Consider the following 20,442-nt stretch of genomic DNA (forward strand, 5'->3'; position numbering starts at 1 on the left):
AAGAGCAACCAGCGGCGCCTCCCGCAAGGGATGAGAATGCCCGCCCGTTCACACATAACAATAAACTTGGAGTGAGACATGAACACAAATACGAGCAAAACCCCGAGCAAAACCCCGAGCAAAACGGTTTTTTCAACGATGCGCCGCGCCGTCCTCGGCACCCTGGTGCTGGGCGTGGCCCTTGCGTCCAGCGGTACGGTCTTTGCGCAAGCCAAGGAAGTGACGATTGCCTACCAGGAAATCAACGGCCCCTTCCTGGTGGCCATCGCCAGCGGCGAAGTGGAAAAAACCACCGGCTATAAAATCAACTGGCGCAAGTTCGATTCGGGCGCCAAGGTGGCCACCGGCATGGCGTCGGGCGACGTGCAGATCGGCGTCATCGGTTCCAGCCCCCTGACGGCGGCCGTCAGCCGCGGCGTCGATCTGCAGCTGTTCTGGATCATCGACGACATCAACGAAGCCGAAGCGATGGTGGCGCGCAACGGCGCCGGCATCAGCAAGCCCACCGACTTGCGCGGCAAGAAGATCGCCGTGCCGTTTGTTTCCACCACACACTTCCACACCATGTTCGCGCTGGAAACCTGGGGCATCAAGCCCACGGAAGTGAAATTGCTCAACATGCAGCCGAACCAGATTGCCGCCGCCTGGGAACGGGGCGACATCGATGCCGCCTTCGTGTGGGACCCGGCCTTGAGCAAACTCAAGCAAAACGGCAAGGTGCTGGTGACCTCCGGCGAACTGAGCAAGAAGGGCAAGGCCACGTTTGACGGCATGGCCGTCGAGCGCGCCTGGGGTGAAGCGAATGCGGATTTCATGGCCAAATTCGTCAAGGTGATGGCCGCTTTTGATGCCGACTACCGCGCCAATCCGAAGGCGTGGACCATCGATTCGCCGCAAGTCAAAGCCAACGTCAAGCATTCGGGCGCGGCTGCCAAGGACGTGGCCGCTTCCGTGGCCCTGTACGCCTACCCATCGTTGCAGGAGCAGGCCTCGCCGGCCTGGCTTGGTGGCGGCGCGAAGGGCGGCGTGGCGCAAGCCTTGCTGGCCACGGCACAGTTTTTGAAGACGGAAGGCAAGATTGACACCCTGGCAAGCGATTACGCCAAGTATGTGACACCCAAATATGCACAGGCCGCCGGCCTGCTGAAGTAAACGTTGTGCGATGGCGCGTCTGCGGGCGCGCTGAATGAACAGAATGCGTTGAACTGAAGTACTACCTATGCGGGGACATCATGGAAAATCTGTACGTCAAGGATGTCAGCGTGATTTATCCGGGCAAGACGGCCGGTGAACGCGTACATGCCTTAAATAATATCAATCTCACCATCAATAGCGGCGACTTCGTCGTCGCGCTCGGTGCTTCCGGTTGCGGCAAGACAACTTTGCTGAGCCTGATGGCGGGCTTTATTGCCCCGTCCAAGGGCGAAATCATGCTTGGTGAGAATAAGGTGGAAGGGCCGGGCGCCGACCGTGGTGTCGTATTCCAGAAACATGCCTTGCTGCCGTGGCTGAACGTGATGGAAAACGTGGAATTCGGCTTGAAGCTGCAAGGCGTGGCGAAAGCCGTGCGGCGCGAACAGGCGGCGAAAAACCTGGCGCTGGTGGGCTTGAAGGACTTTCACGACAATATGATTTATCAATTGTCGGGCGGCATGCAGCAAAGGGTGGGCATCGCCCGCGCCCTGACCAGCAATCCCGCCATGCTGCTGATGGATGAACCGATGGCGGCGCTCGACGCGCTGACGCGCGAAACCATCCAGGAATTGCTGCTCGATATCTGGGCCAAGTCCAGCACCATGTTCTTCTTCATTACCCACAGCGTCGACGAGGCGCTGTTCCTGGCGAACCGGCTGATCGTCATGTCGCCCCGTCCGGGCCGCATCACGCACACGTATGAACTCGATTTCAACAAGCGCTTCCTCGAATGCCGCGATGCGCGCGCCGTGAAATCGAGCCCGGACTTCATCAAGATGCGCGAAACGGTGCTCAACATCATTTATGGCGACGAGCGCGCGGTCAACAAAGAGCTGGAGGTGTCCCATGCATAGCCCATCCGTCGTGGGATTTCCTCCTGCCACCGCCAAGCGCGCCGGCTTTTTTGCGCGCCTGTTCGCTCCCCGCTGCGCCATGCCCGGCGAAGCGTTCGGCGCGCCGGGGCAGGGCAATTCCAGCCGCATCGCCAGCGTCACCGTCATCGTCGTGCTGTTGCTGTGGTTTGGCGTGACGGCCAGCGGCATGGTGAAACCCTTGTTTTTACCTTCGCCGCAAGCCGTGTACGAGAAATTCATCATGGCGGCCACCACCGGCTTTGGCGGCGCCACTTTGTGGGAACACACGGTCGCCAGCCTGGTGCGCGTCTTCGGCGCCTTCGGCCTGGCTTGCGTGCTGGCCATTCCCATCGGCGTGATGATGGGCGTCAATCGCGTGGCACGCGGCATCTTCGATCCCTTGATCGAGTTCTACCGTCCGCTGCCGCCGCTCGCTTACTTGCCACTGGTCATCATCTGGTTCGGCATCGGCGAATTCTCGAAGGTCTACCTGATCTTCCTGGCCATCTTCGCGCCGATGGCGATCGCCGCCCGCGCCGGCGTCAGCTCGGTGTCGCTGGAGCAAATCCACGCGGCCTATTCGATGGGTGCCACGCGCTTCCAGGTCATCGTGCACGTGATTCTGCGTGCTGCCATCCCGGAAATTCTCACCGGCATGCGCATCGGCATCGGCGTGGGCTGGACCACGCTGGTGGCGGGCGAGATGGTGGCGGCCACGCGCGGCCTCGGCTACATGGTGCTGAGCGCCTCCGAGTTCCTCGCCAGCGACGTGGTGATCATGGGCATTATCGTGATCGGTTTCTTTGCTTTCCTGTTTGATTTGATGATGCGCTACCTCGAACGTACCCTCGTGCCATGGAAGGGCAAGGTGTAAGACGTTCCCGGGAGTGGCGCGCACGCCACAAGTGTTGCCGCCGCTCCCTCTTTTCAACCGCCATACCCGTACGTATTCTCCAGCGCGCTTGCCCTACGGCTGCCGCGCCGGGCCGCTGCATTTCCAGATTGACTTATGGCATGCAGCCAACCAGACTGATTTGATGATGTATCGATGCTGCTTGACGGTGTTGCCAAAATAAAACAATGCCGCGCGGCAGGAACAGGCCGCAGCAGGCGAGGGCGCACCGAGCTTCAGATATTACTAGGAGACAAAAATGATTAGCGACAACCACAATAATACCGGCTTGCAGCACTCGCTGAAGCAACGCCACATGAGCATGATCGCCATCGGCGGCGTGATCGGCGCCGGCCTCTTTGTCGGCAGCGGCGTCATCGCCAAGGCCGCTGGCCCGGCCGCCATCCTTTCCTTCCTGCTCACGGGCGGCCTGGTCGTCCTGATCATGCGCATGCTGGGCGAGCTGGCCTCGTCCCTGCCCGTGGTCGGCTCCTTTTACGAATATGCGCGCCTGGCCTTCGACGACAAGCCGAAAGTATCGAAATTCCTCGGCTTCATGAGCGGCTGGATGTACTGGTATTTCTGGGTCGTCGTCGTCGCCCTGGAGGCCATCGCCGGCGCCAAGCTGGTCAACTTCTGGCTGCCCGAGGTGCCATCGTGGGCGATCAGCCTGGTCTTGCTCGTCTCCATGACGGTGCTCAACCTGTTCTCGGTGAAAGCGTTCGGTGAGTTCGAATTCTGGTTCGCCTCGATCAAGGTGGTCGCCATCGTCGTCTTCCTGTTTGTCGGCGCCTTGTTCATCACGGGCAGCTTGCCCAACAGTATCCCAAGCCTGGGCTTTTTGACCAGCAATGGCGGCTTCATGCCGCACGGCTGGGGGCCTGTATTGAGCGGCGCCGTCGCCGCCACAGCCTTTTATTCGGGCGCTGAAATCGTCACCATCGCCGCCGCCGAGACGTCGGACCCGGCCAAGGCCATTGCCCGCGCCACCAATTCTGTCATCACGCGCGTGCTGATGTTTTATGTGGGGTCCATGTTTGTCGTCGTCTGCATCGTGCCCTGGGATTCGCCGGCCATCGCCACGCCCTTTGTCAGCGCCCTGAAAGTGATGAACATCCCATACGCGGCCCACATCATGAACGCCATCATTCTGACGGCCGTGCTGTCGGCCTTGAATTCGAGCTTGTACGCCTCCTCGCGCATGATTTTCGCGCTGACGCGCCGCGGCGACGCGCCGACCGGTCTGGTCAAGCTGAGCAAGAACGGCGTGCCCATTCGCGCCATCCTGTTCAGCACCCTGTTCGCCTACTTCGCCATTGCCGTATCGTATGTATCGGCTGACCTGGTCTTCCCCTTCATCGTCAATTCCTACGGCATCCTGATCCTGTTTGTCTACTTGCTGATTGCGATATCTCAATTGCGCCTGCGTCGCCGTCTGGAACGTGAATGTCCCGAACGCATCAAAGTGCGCATGTGGCTGTTCCCCTACCTGACGTATTTCACCATCATCGCCATGCTGGTGATCCTGGGCGCCATGAGCGTGTCGTCCGATACGGAGCAGCGCGTGTCGTTCTGGTTCGGCCTGTTGAGCGTGGTCATCATGAGCGTCATGTATTACATCAAGAAGCTGGTCAACGATGACCGCAACGGCGGCGAAGCAGCCGACACCAAAGTGGAGCTCAAACATGTCTGACACGACCTTGTTGCCTGCAAGCCGGCGCCGCTTCCTGCGCACCACGGCCGCCCTGGGCGCCGCCGCTGTGGCGGGGCCGGCCTTGGCGGAGTCCGTCACTTTGCCGTTTGAAAACGGCGAGCGCGAACTGGTGGCCTTTCCGCAAAAGCGCCCGCTGATCTTGCTGACCAGCCGTCCGCCCCAGCTGGAAACGCCGTTCAGCGTCTTCAATGAAGGCGCGATTACTCCCAACGATGCGTTTTTCGTGCGCTATCACTGGAGCGGCTTGCCCACCAGCATCGATGGCGACAGCTACCGGCTGCGCATCAAGGGCCTTATCAAAGAACCCTTGGAACTGTCGCTGGCCGAGCTGAAAAAACTGGCTGAACCCGTCGATGTGGTGGCCGTGACGCAATGCTCGGGCAATAGCCGCGGCTTCTTCGCCCCGCGCGCGAATGGCGGCCAGCTGGGCAATGGCGCCATGGGCAATGCCCGCTGGACCGGCATCCCCCTGAAAACCGTGCTGGAAAAGGCTGGCATCAGCGCCAGCGCCGTGCAAGTGGCCTTCAATGGCCTGGAAACGCCGCCCGTGGGCGACGGTCCCGACTTTCAGAAAGCCTTGTCCGTCGAGCACATCATGGCAGGCGACGTGCTGCTGGCCTGGGCCATGAATGGCGAAGACATTCCCTTCCTCAACGGCTACCCGCTGCGCCTGATCGTGCCCGGCTATTACGGCACTTACTGGGTCAAGCACCTGAGCGATATCAGCGTGCTGGACAAACCCTTCGACGGCTTCTGGATGAGCACGGGCTACCGCATCCCCGACAATGGTTCCGGCTTCATCGAGCCGGGTACACCGGTGGGCAAGACGACCCCCATCAGCCGCCTCAACGTGCGCTCCTTTATTACCAGCGTGCAAGATGGCGCACAAGTGAAGGCCGGGCGCGACCTGGCCTTGCGCGGCATCGCTTTTGATGGCGGCCAGGGCATCAGCGAAGTGGCGATTTCAGCCGATGGTGGCCACAGCTGGCAGGAAGCAAAGCTGGGCAAGGACCTGGGGCGCTTCTCTTTCCGGGAGTGGAGCATGATCCTGAAGGCGCCGCGCAAGGGCAAGCATGTGCTGATGGTGCGCGCCGTCAACCGCATCGGCCAGAGCCAACCGATGAAAGCCCTGTGGAATCCCATGGGTTATATGCGCAACGTGGTGGAAACCACGCGCATCGACGCAGTGTAAGGAGAACCATATGAAGATCTTGTTTGCCGCGCTGGCACTGTCGGCAGCGGGCAGCGCCTGCGCGCTGGAAATCCATTTGCCACCGGAAACGGCGACTTACAAAGCCAGCGAATTGCCTGGCTACCAGCTGGTACAGCGCAACTGCATGACCTGCCACGCGGCCCAGTATGCATCGAGCCAGCCGCCTGCCTCGCCGCGCGCCTACTGGGAAGCCACCGTCAAGAAGATGAAAAAGCCGTTCGGCGCCCAGTTTGACGATGCGGACATGCCCGCCATGGTCGACTACCTGGTGAAAACCTATGGCGCGGAGCGGGGCGCCGCCGCACCTGCCGCAGCCGTGGCCAGGCCAGCCGCTGTCCCGGCCGCCAGCGGCAAGGATGTCAAAACCTTGCTGGCGGCGAATGGCTGCATGGCATGCCACGCCCTTGACCAGAAAGTGGTCGGCCCGGGTTTTACCGAGGTGGCCGCCAGATACAAGGGCAAGGATGGCGTCGCTGCCGTGGCGGCGAACATCCGCAGCGGCGGCGCCGGCAAATGGGGACCCGTGCCCATGCCGCCATTCAGCCAGCTCAGCGTAGCCGATGCGGCGACCCTGGCGAAATACGTGCTGTCCAGGTAGCGCCTGGCCAGACCAGCGCAATAGTGCACTTCCTCTCTTCTTTTTCTCCACAGGCATGCGCCATCTCAACCCCTGACTGAGGTGTTGCATGCATGCCACGCCGGTGTTCCTCGCGGAAATTTAAGCAGCCGCCCATCCCCGTACCGCATCGTCAGAAATAATTGATTTATATAAATATTCATATATTGAAAATTTATTTTTGCAAGTATGTCACATACCAAGACGCCAAAAGAAAGTGTGTCGTGGAAGTCGTATCCTCGTCTGGAAAAAATAACATTGTTTTGTATTGCGGTAATGCCAATGCCTTGCCCGATTTCCAGATGTGATGCGTGCGAGGAATAGCATGTTGATAGTGGTTGTATTGCAATATTGTTGCGGTTGGACAACGAATTTTTCAGTTGAAACGCGCATTTTCATGGAAGTTTCCTGATTTTAGGGCTGTCGCCATTGAGGTCGCACCAATGTGGTGAACGAAGTCATCAGATAGGTATTTTCTCGTCTGGCAAGGGGCTAGAATGGATCAATGTTGCTAAGCGGAACTTTATTTTTCAGTTGCCATCAAATTTAACATTGATATCAAAAAAATATTCCCGTTCAAGCTTTTGTATTCCCCCGTTGGTGCAGCCGGAAGCGGCGTGTCTGGCGCGGGCGCGCCGCCAGAAAGGATGACCTTGAACACCAAATTACTTCCGTTGACCCTGCTGGTTCTGATCCAGTCCGCCTGGGCCGTCGATCCCCCCAGCGCCGGCAGCCAGCTGCAGCAGATTCCCGTCGCGCCCCAGTTGCCGAAGGCGCCACCGGCCATCCGCGTGCAGCAGGGCAATGTGCCGGCCGCCACGCTGGGCGATACCACCCGCATCACCGTACAGCGCCTGCAGGTGACGTCGCCGCCCGTCTTTGCCGAGAGCGAACTGGTCGCCGCCACGGGTTTCGTGCCGGGCAGCGAGCTGACCCTGGGCGAGCTGCGCGCCATGGCGTCAAAAATTGCCAGCTATTACCAGCAGCGTGGCTATTTCCTGGCGCAGGCGTATCTGCCCGCGCAAGACATCCAGGATGGCGTGGTGCAAATCACTGTGCTGCCGGGCCAGTATGGCCAGGTGCAGCTGCGCAACCAGAGCAATTTGTCCGACGGCTTGGCCGGCACGATATTGGCAGGTCTGGACGGGCAAGTGATTTCCACGCCGCCGCTGGAGCGGCGCTTGCTGCTGCTGTCGGACTTGCCGGGCGTGCAGGTCAGCTCGACCCTGGCGCCGGGGGCTTCCCTGGGCGCGTCCGACCTCATCGTCGAGGTGCAGCCGGGATCGCGCTTCAACGGCAGCATCGACGTCGATAACCAGGGCAACCGCTACACGGGTCGCAACCGCATCGGCGCCACCTTGAACATCAATGAACTGGCCGGCATCGGCGACGTGGCCAGCGTGCGCGCGTTCACCTCGGCCGACGGCTTGAACTATGGCCGCCTGGCGTATCAGGGCCAGGCCGGCTTGCTGCGTCTGGGCGGCGCCTACACGTATATGGATTACAAGCTGGGCAAGGAATTTGCCGTATTGGACGCCAAGGGCACGGCGAAGATCGCCAGCGCATATGGCAGTTATCCGCTGATCCGCTCGCGCAGCAGCAACCTGTATGCGCAAGTCAGCTATGACGACAAGACGTTCCAGGACCGCACGGAATCGACGGACACGGTCAACGACAAGACGGCCAGGGTGTGGATGCTGAACCTGAACGGCGACGCCAAGGATGGCTGGGGTGGCGGTGGCATTAGCAATTATTCGCTGACCTACACCACCGGCAAGATCGACATCGAAACGCCGCTGGCACGCCGGATCGATCAGTTGACGGTGAAGAGCAACGGCCATTTCAACAAGCTCGCTTTCAACGCGGCGCGCGTGCAAAGCCTGGGCGGCGAGACGAGCTTGTTCGGCACCCTCAGCGGCCAGGCGGCGTCGAAAAATCTCGATGTCTCGGAAAAGATGGGCATCGGCGGCGTGGGTGGCGTGCGCGCCTATCCGGGCGGCGAGGCGTATGGCGACCAGGGTTACGTGCTGAACCTGGAACTGCGCCAGAACCTCACGGCGTTTACTGCCTTTGCGGCCTTGCCCGGCCAGCTGCAGGTGCTGGCCTTTGCCGACACGGGCAGCGTCAAGCTCAATCGCGACGCCTGGAGCGCCGGCGAGAACCGCCGCACCTTGAGCGGCGCCGGCGTGGGCGTGACGTGGACGGGCGCCAATGCGCTCGTCCTGAAAGCGTATTACGCACACAAGCTGGGCAATGCCAAGGCGACCTCGGCACCGGATGCTGCAGGCCGCTTCTGGCTGCAAGCCGTCAAGTACTTCTAATTAATACAAGCTAAAAAATCAGGACACCGCCATGAACCGCATCTACCGCTCCATCTGGAACCAGGCTACCGGCGCGTATGCCGCCGTTTCCGAAAACGTCAAATCCGCCGGCAAGCGTTCGATGCCAGGATGCAGCGGGGGCGGCGCGCATTTTGCCTTGACCAGCATGGCGGCGGCGCTGATGCTGGGCTACGGCAGTCTGGCCCTGGCGGGGCCCACAGGTGGCACGCTGGTGGCGGGGCAGGCAACGATCAACGGCACGCCGGGCGCCACGGTGATCAAGCAGGGCAGCCAGAACGCCGTCATCAACTGGGCCAGTTTTAATGTCGGCAAGGGCGAGTCGGTGCAATTCGTGCAGCCGAACAGCAATGCGGTGGCCCTGAACCGCGTACTGGGCAGCGATGGCACGACCATCCTCGGCAACCTGTCGGCCAACGGCAAGGTGTTTATCGTCAACCCGAACGGCGTGCTGTTCGGCCAGGGCGCGTCCGTGAACACGGCGGGCCTGGTGGCGTCCACCCTGGATATCAACAACGCCGATTTCATGGCCGGCAAGTACCAATTTAGCGGCAACGGCACGGGTAAAGTCCTGAACCAGGGCTCGATCAGCGCGCCGGGCGGCTATGTGGCCTTGCTGGGCGCCAACGTGTCGAACGAGGGCACGATCCAGGCACGCCTGGGCTCGGTGGCCCTGGCGGCGGGCCGCGCCATCACGCTCGACGTGGCGGGCGACGGCTTGCTCAATGTCGCCGTCAACGCGGGCGCCGTGGGCGCTTTGGTCAACAATGGCGGCATGATCCGGGCGGACGGCGGCAGCGTGGTACTGAGCGCGCAGGCGGCCGGCGACTTGCTGAAAACCGTCGTCAACAACACGGGCGTGATCGAGGCGCAGACGATCGATACGCGCAGTGGCACGATCAAGTTGCTGGGCGACATGCAGACCGGTACGGTGAACGCGGGCGGCACGCTCGACGCCAGCGCGCCCGTCAGCGGCAATGGCGGCTTTGTCGACACCTCGGCCGCGCACGTCAAGATCGATGATGCGCTGAAGGTGACCACGGCGTCGGCAAAGGGAATGTCAGGCACCTGGCTGATCGATCCCACGGACTTCAATATCGCCGTCTCCGGCGGCGACATGACGGGTACCTTCCTGAGCAATTCCTTGAAGTCTGGCAACGTGCAGATCCAGAGCATCTCGGGCGGCAGCGGCACGCAAGGCAACATCAACGTCAACGATAACGTCAACTGGTCGGCCAACAAGCTGACCCTGACGGCACAAAACAATATCAATATCAACAAGGCCATGCGCGGCTCGGGCACGGCCAGCCTGGCGCTGGAATACGGCCAGAGCGGCGTCGCCGCCAGCAATCCGGCCACCTACAACGTCAAGGCGGAAGTGGATCTGCCATCGGGTAATAACTTCAGCACCAAGCTGGGCAGCGATGGCGGCGTGACCGTGTATCAGGTCATCAACAGCCTCGGCGCTTTCAACAGCACTACCGGCAACGATGTGCAGGGCCTGCAGGGCAATTTGTCTGGCAACTATGTGCTGGGCAGCAATATTGACGCCAGTGTCACGGGCAGCTGGGACAGCGGCAGAGGATTTGTGCCGATCGGCAGCGCCGGCACGCCATTCACTGGCAAGTTTGATGGCCTGGGCCATGAACTGCATGGCTTGACCATCAACCGCGCCGAGACGCCGGCGGCCATGTTCGGCAATATTGGCCTGGCCGGCAGCGTGCGCAACTTGAGCTTGAGTAATGTCAATATCACGGGTTCGCAAGCCGTGTCTGGCGCCACCTACACGGATGTAGGCGCGCTGGCTGGCTACAATGCGGGCACGGTCAACAATGTGAGCAGCAGCGGCGCCGTGCATGGCGCCGGTTACGTCAATATGGGCGGACTGGTGGGCACCAATGCGGGCACGATCAGCAACAGCCGCGCGGCAGGGACGGTCGCAGCGACGAATATCAGGTTTGACTATGGCTTTGGCGCCGCTGCAGGCCTGGTCGGCGTGAATGCTGCCGGTGGTTTGATCAAGAGCAGTTCCAGTTCGGCCGCTACCAGCTCGAGCAGTTATTTAGCCGGCGGTCTGGCCGTGTACAACCGCGGCACGATCAGCGACAGCTATGCCACGGGCGCCGTCAGCGTCGGCGGTACGGGCGGCAGCTATGGCGGCGGCCTGGCGGCCATTAACACGGCCGGAGGCACGGTCACGAACAGCTATGCGACGGGCAATGTCACGGGAGCTTCCGGCCTGGGTGGCTTGCTGGGCCGGATAGAAAGCGGCGCGGTAACGAACAGCTATGCCACCGGCAATGTGACCGGGACGAATAATCTCGGCGGCCTGGTCGGGGTGTCTGCTGGCCCGATAAGCAACAGCTATGCCACCGGCAATGTGACGGGCAACTCCACCGTGGGCGGCGTGGTGGGCTACAACATTGGTGTTGCCCTCACCAATGCATATTATTCGGGCAAGCTCACGACGACCGGCGTAAGCGTTGGCGCCATTGTCGGCGATCACAATGCTGGTTCCATTGTCCGTGCCTACTTCAACAGCACGCTGAATCCGACAGCAACCGCCGTTGGCGTGGTCAGTAATGGCGCAAGCACCGTTGCCCAAGGATTGAGCGCGGCGCAGATGCTGGTACCGAGCAATTATGTGGGCTTCAATTTCACCACCACGGCCGGTGCGGCGGGCAACAACTGGGTCATCGTCAGCGGCGACGGTTCCATCAATGGCGCCAGCGCCGGCACACGCCCGATGCTGGCGTCGGAATGGTCGAATACCATCAATTCCACGCACCAGCTGCAATTGATGGCGATGAGCAAGGCCGCCAGCTACACGCTGGGCAGCAGCTTCAGCGCAGCCAGCACGGCCGCGAACGGCAACGACGTGTGGGGCAGTACGGGCTTCATCCCGGTCGGCACGGCAGGGTCGGCCTTCACGGGTAGCCTCGACGGCACCGGGCATATTGTTTCCAATCTGAATATTATCAAGTCGGGCGTGGCGGGCGTGGGCCTGTTTGGCGTCGTCGGTAGCGGCGGCGTGATCGCCAATGTGGGCTTGTCTGGCGGCACGATCAGTGGTGGCGACAATACGGGCGCCCTGGTCGGCACGAACGGCGGCAGCGTCAGCGGCAGCTTTGCCACCAGCGCCGTCACGGGCGCCAACAACGTTGGCGGCCTGGTGGGCAGCAACACTGGCACAGGCACCATCAAGGATAGCTATGCCAGCGGCGCGGTAACTGGCAGCAGCGGCACAGGCGGCTTGCTGGGCAACAACAGCGGCAGCGTCGCCACCAGCTATGCGAATGGCAGCGTGAGCGGCGCTGGCGGCGGCCTGGTCGGTACGGGCGCGGGCAGCGTCACGGGCAGTTACTGGGATATCACGGCCAGCGGCAAGGCAACGAGCGCCGGCGGCACGAGCGTGACCACGAGCGGGCTCAAGACGCTGTCGAACTATACGGGCGCAGGCTGGGAACTGGGCCAGATGTGGGTCGCCTACGATGGCCAGAGCGCGCCTTTCCTGCGTTCGTTCATGCAGCAGATCGCCGTGCGTGTTTCCTATGACAGCAAGGTGTATGACGGCGTGGCCTATGCCGGTGGCAGCAATAGTGTCACGTATTCGAATACAGTGGCAGGCGCGAGCCTGCTGGGCACGCCCGTGTATGCGGGTGACGCCACGGGCGCCTTGAATGCGGGCACGTATGGCGTGTCGGCCAGCGGTCTGTACTCGTCGGGCGGGCAGTCCGGCTATGCGGTCAGCTATATCGATGGCGGACTGGTGATCACGCAGCGCCAGCTTAGCCTGAACGGCGCCGGCGCCGGCAACAAGGTATATGACGGCAACACCACCGCCATCATCAGCGGCGGCACGTTGGCGGGCCTGTTGGCCGGTGATCTTGGCAATGTCAACCTGCTCTCTTTGCTGGGTACCTATGCCAGCAAGAATGTCGGCAATGGCATCGCCGTGAATGCGACTGCCACCCTCGGCGGCAGCGCGGCCGGCAACTATATCTTGGCGCCGCTGACTGGCGTGAGTGGCAACATCACGCCGGCGACGATTAGCAGCATCAGCGGCATCCTGGCCGGCAGCAAGGTCTACGACGGCTTGACTGGCGCTGCGCTCGACACCAGCGCGGCTGTATTAGCTGGCAAGATCGGCAGTGATGCGCTGACGTTGAGCGGCACGGGCACTTTCGACAACAAGAATGCCGGCAGCGGAAAAACAGTCAGCATCAGCGGTCTGTTCCTGGGTGGCGCCGATGCGGGCAACTATATCCTTGCCGGCACGACGGGTAGCGCGCTGGCCGATATCACGGCCAAGGCCCTGACCATCACGGGTGTCACCACCAGCAACCGCATGTATGACGGCACGCTCAATGCGGCCCTGTCCGGCGGTACCCTGAGTGGCCTGGTAGGCGGGGAAACCCTGGGCCTGTCCAGTTTGAGCGGCGTGTTCGCCGACAAGAACGTGGGCACGGGCAAGAGCGTGAGTTTGAGCGGCGCGACCCTGACCGATGGCACTGGGCTGGCCAGCAACTATACGGTCAGCAATCCGGGCGCCCTGACGGCCGATATCAGCAAGGCAAGCATCAGCAGCGTGACGAACATCACGGCAAACAGCAAGGTGTATGACGCGAACACCAAGGCCACCATCAATGCAGGCGGCGCCACGTTCAATGGCATGTTCAGCGGCGACAGCCTGTCGTTCAGCGCGACGACGGCCGCGTTTTCCGACAAGAACGTCGGTAGCGGCAAGACGGTGGCCGTGAGCGGCATCGCCCTGGCTGGCACGGATGCGGGCAATTACAATCTGACGCTCAGCACCGGCAGCGGCAGCGGCGATATCACGCCGAAGGCGCTGACGATCACGGGCATGTCGGCCGTCAATAAGGTCTACGATGGCAACACCAAGGCGACCTTGTCGGGCGGTTCGATCAGCGGCCTGGTCGGTTCGGAAACGCTGGGCGTGACGGGACTTTCAGCAAGTTTTTCCGACAAGAATGCCGGCGCCGGCAAAACCGTCATCGCCAGCGGCTCGACCTTGGTCAATGGCGGCAATGGCGGCCTCGCCAGCAACTATACGATCAGCAACCCAAGCGGACTGAGCGCAAACATTACGCCCAAGGCGCTGACGGTGACGGGTATGACGGCCAGCAACAAAGTCTATGACGGCCTGCTCGACGCGACCTTGTCCGGTGGAAGCCTGTCGGGTCTGGTCAGTGGTGAAACGCTGCTGCTGTCTGGCGCAACGGGCGTGTTCAGTGACAAAAATGCAGGCAGCAACAAAACCATCGTCGTCAGCGGCAGCAGCCTGGCCGACGGCACGGGGCTGGCCAGCAATTACACGGTCAGCAATCCGACCACCGTGAAGGCCGGCATCACGCAAAAAGCCCTGACGGTGAGCGGCGTGCTGGCCAGCGACAAGACCTACGACGGCAATACCAAGGCCAGCCTGTCCGGCGGTACCCTGGATGGCCTGGTGGGCGGTGAAACGCTGGGATTGACGGGGCAGGTGGGCAGTTTCAGTGACCAGAACGCAGGCACGGGCAAGGCCGTCGCGGTGACGGGCGCGACCCTGGCCGATGCCACTGGGCTGGCCAGCAATTATTCGGTCAGCAACGCCACTGGCGTGACGGCCACTATTGCGCAAAAAGCGTTGACCGTCAGCGGCGTGAGCGCGAGCAACCGCGTGTATGACGGCACGCTCGATGCGGTCTTGTCGGGCGGTACCTTGAGCGGCTTGGTGGGCGGGGAAACCCTGGGCCTGTCCGGCTTGTCGGGGGTGTTTGGCGACAAGAACGTGGGCACGGGCAAGAGCGTGAGCTTGAGCGGCGCGACTCTGACCGATGGCACTGGGCTGGCCAGCAACTATACGGTCAGCAATCCGGGCGCCCTGACGGCCGATATCAGCAAAGCAAGCATCAGCAGCGTGACGAACATCACGGCAAACAGCAAGGTGTATGACGCGAACACCAAGGCCACCATCAATGCAGGCGGCGCCACGTTCAATGGCATGTTCAGCGGCGACAGCCTGTCGTTCAGCGCGACGACGGCCGCGTTTTCCGACAAGAATGTCGGCAGCGGCAAGACAGTCGCCGTGAGCGGCATCGCCCTGGCTGGCACGGATGCGGGCAATTACAATCTGACGCTCAGCACCGGCAGCGGCAGCGGCGATATCACGCCGAAGGCGCTGACGATCGTCGGCATGTCGGCGGTCAATAAAGTCTACGACGGCAACACCAAGGCGAGCTTGTCGGGCGGTTCGATCAGCGGCCTGGTCGGTTCGGAAACGCTGGGCGTGACGGGACTGGTGGCCACTTTCGACGACATGAACGCAGGCACCGGCAAGACGGTGACGGGCAGTGGTTCCGTGCTGGTCAACGGTGGCAATGGCGGCCTCGCCAGCAACTATACGATCAGCAACCCAACCGGACTGAGCGCAAACATCACGCCCAAGGCGCTGACGGTGACGGGTATGACGGCCAGCAACAAAGTCTATGACGGCCTGCTCGACGCGACCTTGTCCGGTGGAAGCCTGTCGGGTCTGGTCAGCGGTGAAACGCTGCTGCTGTCTGGCGCAACGGGCGTGTTCAGCGACAAAAATGCAGGCAGCAACAAAACCATCGTCGTCAGCGGCAGCAGCCTGGCCGACGGCACGGGGCTGGCCAGCAATTACACGGTCAGCAATCCGACCACCGTGAAGGCCGGCATCACGCAAAAAGCCTTGACGGTGAGCGGCGTGCTGGCCAGCGACAAGACCTACGACGGCAATACCAAGGCCAGCCTGTCCGGCGGTACCCTGGATGGCTTGGTGGGCGGTGAAACGCTGGGATTGACGGGGCAGGTGGGCAGTTTCAGTGACCAGAACGCAGGCACGGGCAAGGCCGTCGCGGTGACGGGCGCGACCCTGGTCGATGCCACTGGGCTGGCCAGCAATTATTCGGTCAGCAACGCCACTGGCGTGACGGCCACTATTGAGCAAAAGGCGTTGACCGTCAGCGGCGTGAGCGCGAGCAGCCGCGTGTATGACGGCACGCTCGATGCGGTCTTGTCGGGCGGCGCCTTGAGCGGCTTGGTCGGCATGGAAACGCTGAGCTTGAATCTGGCGAACCAGACAGGCGCCTTCAGCGACAAGAACGCGGGCAGCAACAAGGTGGTCAATGTCACGGGCGCGACGGTCACGGACGGCACTGGCCTGGCCAGCAACTACACCTTCAGCAATGCCAGCGGAGTGACGGCCACTATCACACCGAAGGCGTTGACGGTGACGGGCGTGACGGCGGCGAGCCGGGACTATGACGGCACGCAGCAGGCTGCGCTATCGGGCGGCGCCTTGAGCGGTTTGGTCGGCATGGAAACGCTGAGCTTGAATCTGGCGAACCAGACAGGCACCTTCAGCGACAAGAACGCGGGCAGCTACAAGGTGGTCAATGTCACGGGCGCGACGGTCACGGACGGCACTGGCCTGGCCAGCAACTATGCCTTCAGCAATGCCAGCGGAGTGACGGCCACTATCACGCCGAAGGCGTTGACGGTGACGGGCGTGACGGCGGCGAGCCGGGACTATGACGGCACGCAGCAGGCTGCGTTGTCGGGCGGCGCCTTGAGCGGCTTGGTCGGCATGGAAACGCTGAGCTTGAATCTTGCGAACCAGACAGGCGCCTTCAGCGACAAGAACGCGGGCAGCAACAAGGTGGTCAATGTCACGGGCGCGACGGTCACGGACGGCACTGGCCTGGCCAGCAACTATGCCTTCAGCAATGCCAGCGGGGTGCGGGCCGATATCGGCAAGGCGACCATCAGCGCCATTGCCGGTATCGTGGCAGCGAACAAGGTGTATGACGGTGGTACGGCGGCCAGCCTGAACCTGGCGGGCGCCAGCTTCAATGGCATGGTGGCTGGCGATGCCTTGAGCCTGGGTAGTGGACCGGTTCTTGGCACCTTCAGCGACAAGAATGCGGCGCTGGGCAAGACCGTGGCCATCAGCGGTCTGGGCCTGGCCGGTGCCGATGCGGGCAACTATGTGCTGGCCAGCAGTCAGGCCAGCACCACGGCCGATATCACGCCAGCCGCCCTGACGGTCAGCGCCAGCGGCGTCAACAAAGTGTATGACGCCACCACGAATGCCGCCGTCTCCTTGCGCGACAACCGCATCGGCAATGATCAGCTGAGTATTGCCAGCAATGGCGCCAGTTTCAGCGACAAGAATGCGGGCGTGGGCAAGACGGTGACGGTGGCAGGCATAAGCCTGAGCGGCACGGATGCGGGCAATTACGTGGTCAACACCAGCGCCAGCACCACGGCCACGATCTCGCAGGCAGCGCTGACGGTCAAAGTCGATAACAGTGAAAAAGACCAGGGGCGCGCCAACCCCGACTTCAGCGCCGGCTACAGCGGCCTGCTCGGTGGCGACACCGTGGCCGCCGAAGTGAGTGGCAACCTGGCGTTCAGCACGCCGGCGACGACGGCATCCGTGGCCGGCAATTATCTGGTATCGGCATCGGGCCAGGCGTCGAACAACTACGCCTTGAATTATGTGGACGGCGTGCTGAAAGTCAAGCCGACGGAAGCGCTGCAAAGCGCAGTCGCCAGCGCGATCGCGGCCGTTGCCGTGGCACCATCGCAGGGCAATATGGTGCAGGCAGACATGATCGTCAGTGGCGAGGCGGCACCCGGCAAGCCCGCCGCCACGCAGGAGGCGCCGCGCGAGGGAGAGAAGGGTAACGCAGGCGGCGCGCCGGTGGTGCAACTGGCCGGCAATGTCGTCAGCAATGTCCTGCCAGGCCTGCGCCTGAGCGTGGTCGACAGCGGCCTGCGCTTGCCGGTCGAAGCTGGCGGCAACACGCGCCAGGAAAGCCAGTAAAGCCCGCTGCGTCACCCTATGGTGGCGTCGGAGTGCCGCTTCGTGTTTCGAAGCGGCATTTTTTATGCCGTCGCGTCATCGCATCACTCTTATAATGGCTGCACCATCCTTGTTTTCCGTCAGAAGAGCAGCGTTGAACAGAAAGTACCATCGCATGACATCCCATTTCATCGGCGTGGCCGGCTTGCCACGCGCTGGCTCCACCTTGCTGTGCCAGTTACTGGCGCAGCATCCCGACCTGCATTGCGAAGGCAATAGCTCGCCCCTGTGCAACGCCTTGCTGGGCATGCGGCGCATGGTCAGCGACGATTCTTTTTTCCTGTCGCAGCTCGACAGCACCTTCGATGCCAGTTACGGCCATCTGAAAACGGCCATGCAGGGCTTCCTGCGCGGCTGGTACCAGGATTGCGGCAAGCAGGGCGTGGTGGACAAGAACCGCGCCTGGCTGCACTGCGTGGAGATGCTGCTGCAACTGGCGCCGGAAGCGAAAATCATCGTCTGCGTGCGCGAGCTGGGGCAAGTCTATGGCTCCATCGAGACGCAGCACCAGCGCACCATCCTGCTTGACTTCGTCGATCACCTGGCCGATTTCGACCGCCTGGGCCGTGCCGACATGTTGTTTGCCAAGGACCGCACCATAGGCGCTCCCCTGAGTTCGCTGCATGCCGTGCTGGACCTGCCGGTCGAGGTGCAGAAAAAGCTGTATTTCGTGCGTTTCGAAGACTTGATGGCGCGGCCGGTGGAATGCATGTCGCACCTGTATGCGTGGCTGGGCCTGGCGCCATGGCAGATCGATCCGCATAATCTGGCCGTGGGGATACAGGAAAGCGACAGCCATTACCGCATGAAATACACGCACCGCCAGCAGGCGACCATCAGCGTGCCGAAGCTGCATGCGATTCCCCCGCGCATCCAGGCGCAGATCGAAAGCGCGTATGACTGGTTTTATGAACTGTATTATCCGCAACACCAGCGCGCGGCAACGCCATCGGCCTGAAAACACCTACGGCAGTGTTAATACCACTTGCTGCGGCGCTGCCGGTGCGGTATTGCCGGTTTTGCTGCAAACTCCGCTTTTCTCTCTCTCCTTCACTCTTCGCTTGTCGCGCCGTAGCCGTACCTTCTGAAGTCACTGGTATTGTAAAAAATACCGTTATATAAAACCACTTGACTACCAATTTTCGGCGTCGCATTCTCTGTGCAGAAAGCCGATGCTGCGCTGCGCTTTCTTTACGTACAACATAAAAAGCTACTTCGATAGTTTTCGTATAACGTTCAGGAGACAATGTGAAGACACGGCAATCAAGCCGGCTGGCCACGCCATTCATGGCTGGCCTGCTGGGCAGCGCGCTGCTCGCTTGCGGCGGCAATTCCACCACCGAACCCCCGCCGACCCTGCTGGCCGCGACCACCGCCAGCGACAGTTGCGTGGCCTGGAGCGCCAGCGCCGTCTACACGGCGGGCCAGTGCACCGTGTATGACGGCAAGGTGTACCGGGCCAAATGGTGGGTGCAGGGCACGGCGCCGGGCAACGACCAATGGGGGCCGTGGAGCCTCGATTCCACCACCCCGACTCCAACGCCGACACCGACGCCCACCCCGACACCGACACCCACGCCAGGCGTGCCCACCAAGGCCCAGGCCGAGGCCAACGAGGCGGCGCTGACGAACAATGATTTCTTCCGCAAGGTCAAGGCCTCGATCCGTACCCTGGGCAATACGGCCGTCGAAGCCGTGCAGCCTGGCCTGGCCGGCAATCCGCTCAACGTCAAGCGCGTTGAACGCCTGCTGCCGGCGGCGAAGTGGGAGTACTATTTTGCCGCGCGCGACGCCAGCTACACCTACCAGCGCTTCCTGCAAGCCGTGGCGAAATTCCCCGCCGTGTGCGATGACTACGGCGACGGGCGCAATGCGGATGCCATCTGCCGCCACAGCCTGGCCACCATGTTTGCCCACTTCGGGCAAGAGACGGGTGACCATAATGCCAGCAGCCCCTTGCCGCAATGGCGCCAGGGCTTGAAGTATCTGCGCGAACTTGGCTGCGACGAGACGGGCGCCGGCTGCGGCTACAACATCGAGTGCGCCGATCCCGTCTTCAACAAGGTATGGACCTGCGGCAAGAACGCCGATGGCAGCTTCAAGAAATACTTTGGCCGCGGCGCCAAGCAGCTGTCGTACAACTACAACTACGGTCCGTTTTCGCAAGCCATGCATGATGGCGATCAAACGGTACTGCTGAAAAACCCGGACCTCGTCGCCTCGACCTGGCTGAACCTGGCCTCGGCCACGTTCTTCTTTGTCTATCCGCAACCGCCGAAACCGTCGATGCTGCATGTGCTCGATGGTACCTGGGTGCCGAACGCGGCCGATACGACAGCCGGTGCGGGCAATAACTTTGCCACCACCATCATGATCATCAATGCCGAGTGCGGGCAGGGCACGGAAAAGCAGGCCGCACAAAACCGCATCGATTACTACAAGCAATTTGCCACCGACATGGGTTGGGATTATTCGGGTGAACAATTGTCGTGCGCCAACATGCAGCGCTTCACCCCGGCGAGTTCCGCTTCCTACAACATCTATTGGGAAAAGAACTGGAGCGCCGGTGGCGAGAACCAATGCCAGCTGGTCAGCTATCAGACGCCGTACAGCGCCTTGCTGGCCGGGAACTACGTGAAATGCGTGGAAGCCAACTGGAATGTGAAGTTGCAGTAGCAGCAAAAGCAGTACAAGCCGGCCAGGGATAACAGTTGACAAGAGCCCCCA

General features: G+C 61.8%; 10 protein-coding genes. All 10 read left to right on the forward strand.

The annotated features are described in order from the left end of the window. The first annotated feature begins 78 nt into the window (after window positions 1-78). Window positions 79-1,152 (forward strand): taurine ABC transporter substrate-binding protein, encoded by a 1,074-nt coding sequence (gene tauA / locus CNX70_RS10740; protein ID WP_208624523.1) that lies wholly within the window; start codon window positions 79-81, stop codon window positions 1,150-1,152. A gap of 80 nt (window positions 1,153-1,232) precedes the next feature. Continuing rightward, window positions 1,233-2,048 (forward strand): taurine ABC transporter ATP-binding protein, encoded by an 816-nt coding sequence (locus CNX70_RS10745; protein ID WP_096234679.1) that lies wholly within the window; start codon window positions 1,233-1,235, stop codon window positions 2,046-2,048. A 79-nt stretch (window positions 2,049-2,127) separates the two neighbouring features. Further along, window positions 2,128-2,922, forward strand: a complete 795-nt coding sequence (locus CNX70_RS10750) for an ABC transporter permease subunit (protein WP_243136601.1) — start codon at window positions 2,128-2,130, stop codon at window positions 2,920-2,922. A gap of 277 nt (window positions 2,923-3,199) precedes the next feature. Then, on the forward strand, window positions 3,200-4,633 hold the full coding sequence (locus tag CNX70_RS10755; RefSeq protein WP_096234681.1) for an amino acid permease: 1,434 nt from the start codon (window positions 3,200-3,202) through the stop codon (window positions 4,631-4,633). After that, complete coding sequence (gene sorA / locus CNX70_RS10760) at window positions 4,626-5,846, forward strand: SorA family sulfite dehydrogenase catalytic subunit (RefSeq protein ID WP_096234682.1); 1,221 nt, start codon at window positions 4,626-4,628, stop codon at window positions 5,844-5,846. Before CNX70_RS10755 ends, sorA begins: the two co-directional genes overlap by 8 nt. Before the next feature lie 10 nt (window positions 5,847-5,856). After that, window positions 5,857-6,465, forward strand: coding sequence for a SorB family sulfite dehydrogenase c-type cytochrome subunit (sorB, locus tag CNX70_RS10765; RefSeq protein WP_096234683.1), 609 nt, complete (start codon window positions 5,857-5,859; stop codon window positions 6,463-6,465). 671 nt (window positions 6,466-7,136) lie between these two features. Then, window positions 7,137-8,804: a ShlB/FhaC/HecB family hemolysin secretion/activation protein gene (locus tag CNX70_RS10770; RefSeq protein WP_244199110.1), complete on the forward strand. Its 1,668-nt coding sequence runs from the start codon at window positions 7,137-7,139 to the stop codon at window positions 8,802-8,804. Window positions 8,805-8,835: 31 nt separating this feature from the next. Beyond that, the gene (locus CNX70_RS10775) at window positions 8,836-17,676 is read left to right on the forward strand and encodes a YDG domain-containing protein (RefSeq protein WP_096234685.1); all 8,841 of its coding nucleotides are present in this window, start codon (window positions 8,836-8,838) and stop codon (window positions 17,674-17,676) included. Window positions 17,677-17,830: 154 nt separating this feature from the next. Next, complete coding sequence (locus tag CNX70_RS10780) at window positions 17,831-18,673, forward strand: sulfotransferase family protein (RefSeq protein WP_096234686.1); 843 nt, start codon at window positions 17,831-17,833, stop codon at window positions 18,671-18,673. Window positions 18,674-18,963: 290 nt separating this feature from the next. Next, a complete protein-coding gene (locus CNX70_RS29110) occupies window positions 18,964-20,391 on the forward strand; it encodes a glycoside hydrolase family 19 protein (protein ID WP_279629351.1) in 1,428 nt (475 codons plus the stop codon). The last annotated feature ends 51 nt before the right edge of the window (window positions 20,392-20,442 follow it).

Source organism: Janthinobacterium svalbardense (genome assembly GCF_002327145.1).
GTDB classification, from domain to species: domain Bacteria; phylum Pseudomonadota; class Gammaproteobacteria; order Burkholderiales; family Burkholderiaceae_D; genus Janthinobacterium; species Janthinobacterium tructae.

What these genes read in the sequence shown, in the direction of transcription:
- tauA (WP_208624523.1), top strand. Translation starts at nt 79, where the DNA reads ATGAACACAAATACGAGCAAAACCCCGAGCAAAACCCCGAGCAAAACG.
- CNX70_RS10750 (WP_243136601.1), top strand. Translation starts at nt 2,128, where the DNA reads ATGCCCGGCGAAGCGTTCGGCGCGCCGGGGCAGGGCAATTCCAGCCGC.
- sorA (WP_096234682.1), top strand. Translation starts at nt 4,626, where the DNA reads ATGTCTGACACGACCTTGTTGCCTGCAAGCCGGCGCCGCTTCCTGCGC.
- CNX70_RS10755 (WP_096234681.1), top strand. Translation starts at nt 3,200, where the DNA reads ATGATTAGCGACAACCACAATAATACCGGCTTGCAGCACTCGCTGAAG.
- CNX70_RS10775 (WP_096234685.1), top strand. Translation starts at nt 8,836, where the DNA reads ATGAACCGCATCTACCGCTCCATCTGGAACCAGGCTACCGGCGCGTAT.
- CNX70_RS10780 (WP_096234686.1), top strand. Translation starts at nt 17,831, where the DNA reads ATGACATCCCATTTCATCGGCGTGGCCGGCTTGCCACGCGCTGGCTCC.
- CNX70_RS10745 (WP_096234679.1), top strand. Translation starts at nt 1,233, where the DNA reads ATGGAAAATCTGTACGTCAAGGATGTCAGCGTGATTTATCCGGGCAAG.
- sorB (WP_096234683.1), top strand. Translation starts at nt 5,857, where the DNA reads ATGAAGATCTTGTTTGCCGCGCTGGCACTGTCGGCAGCGGGCAGCGCC.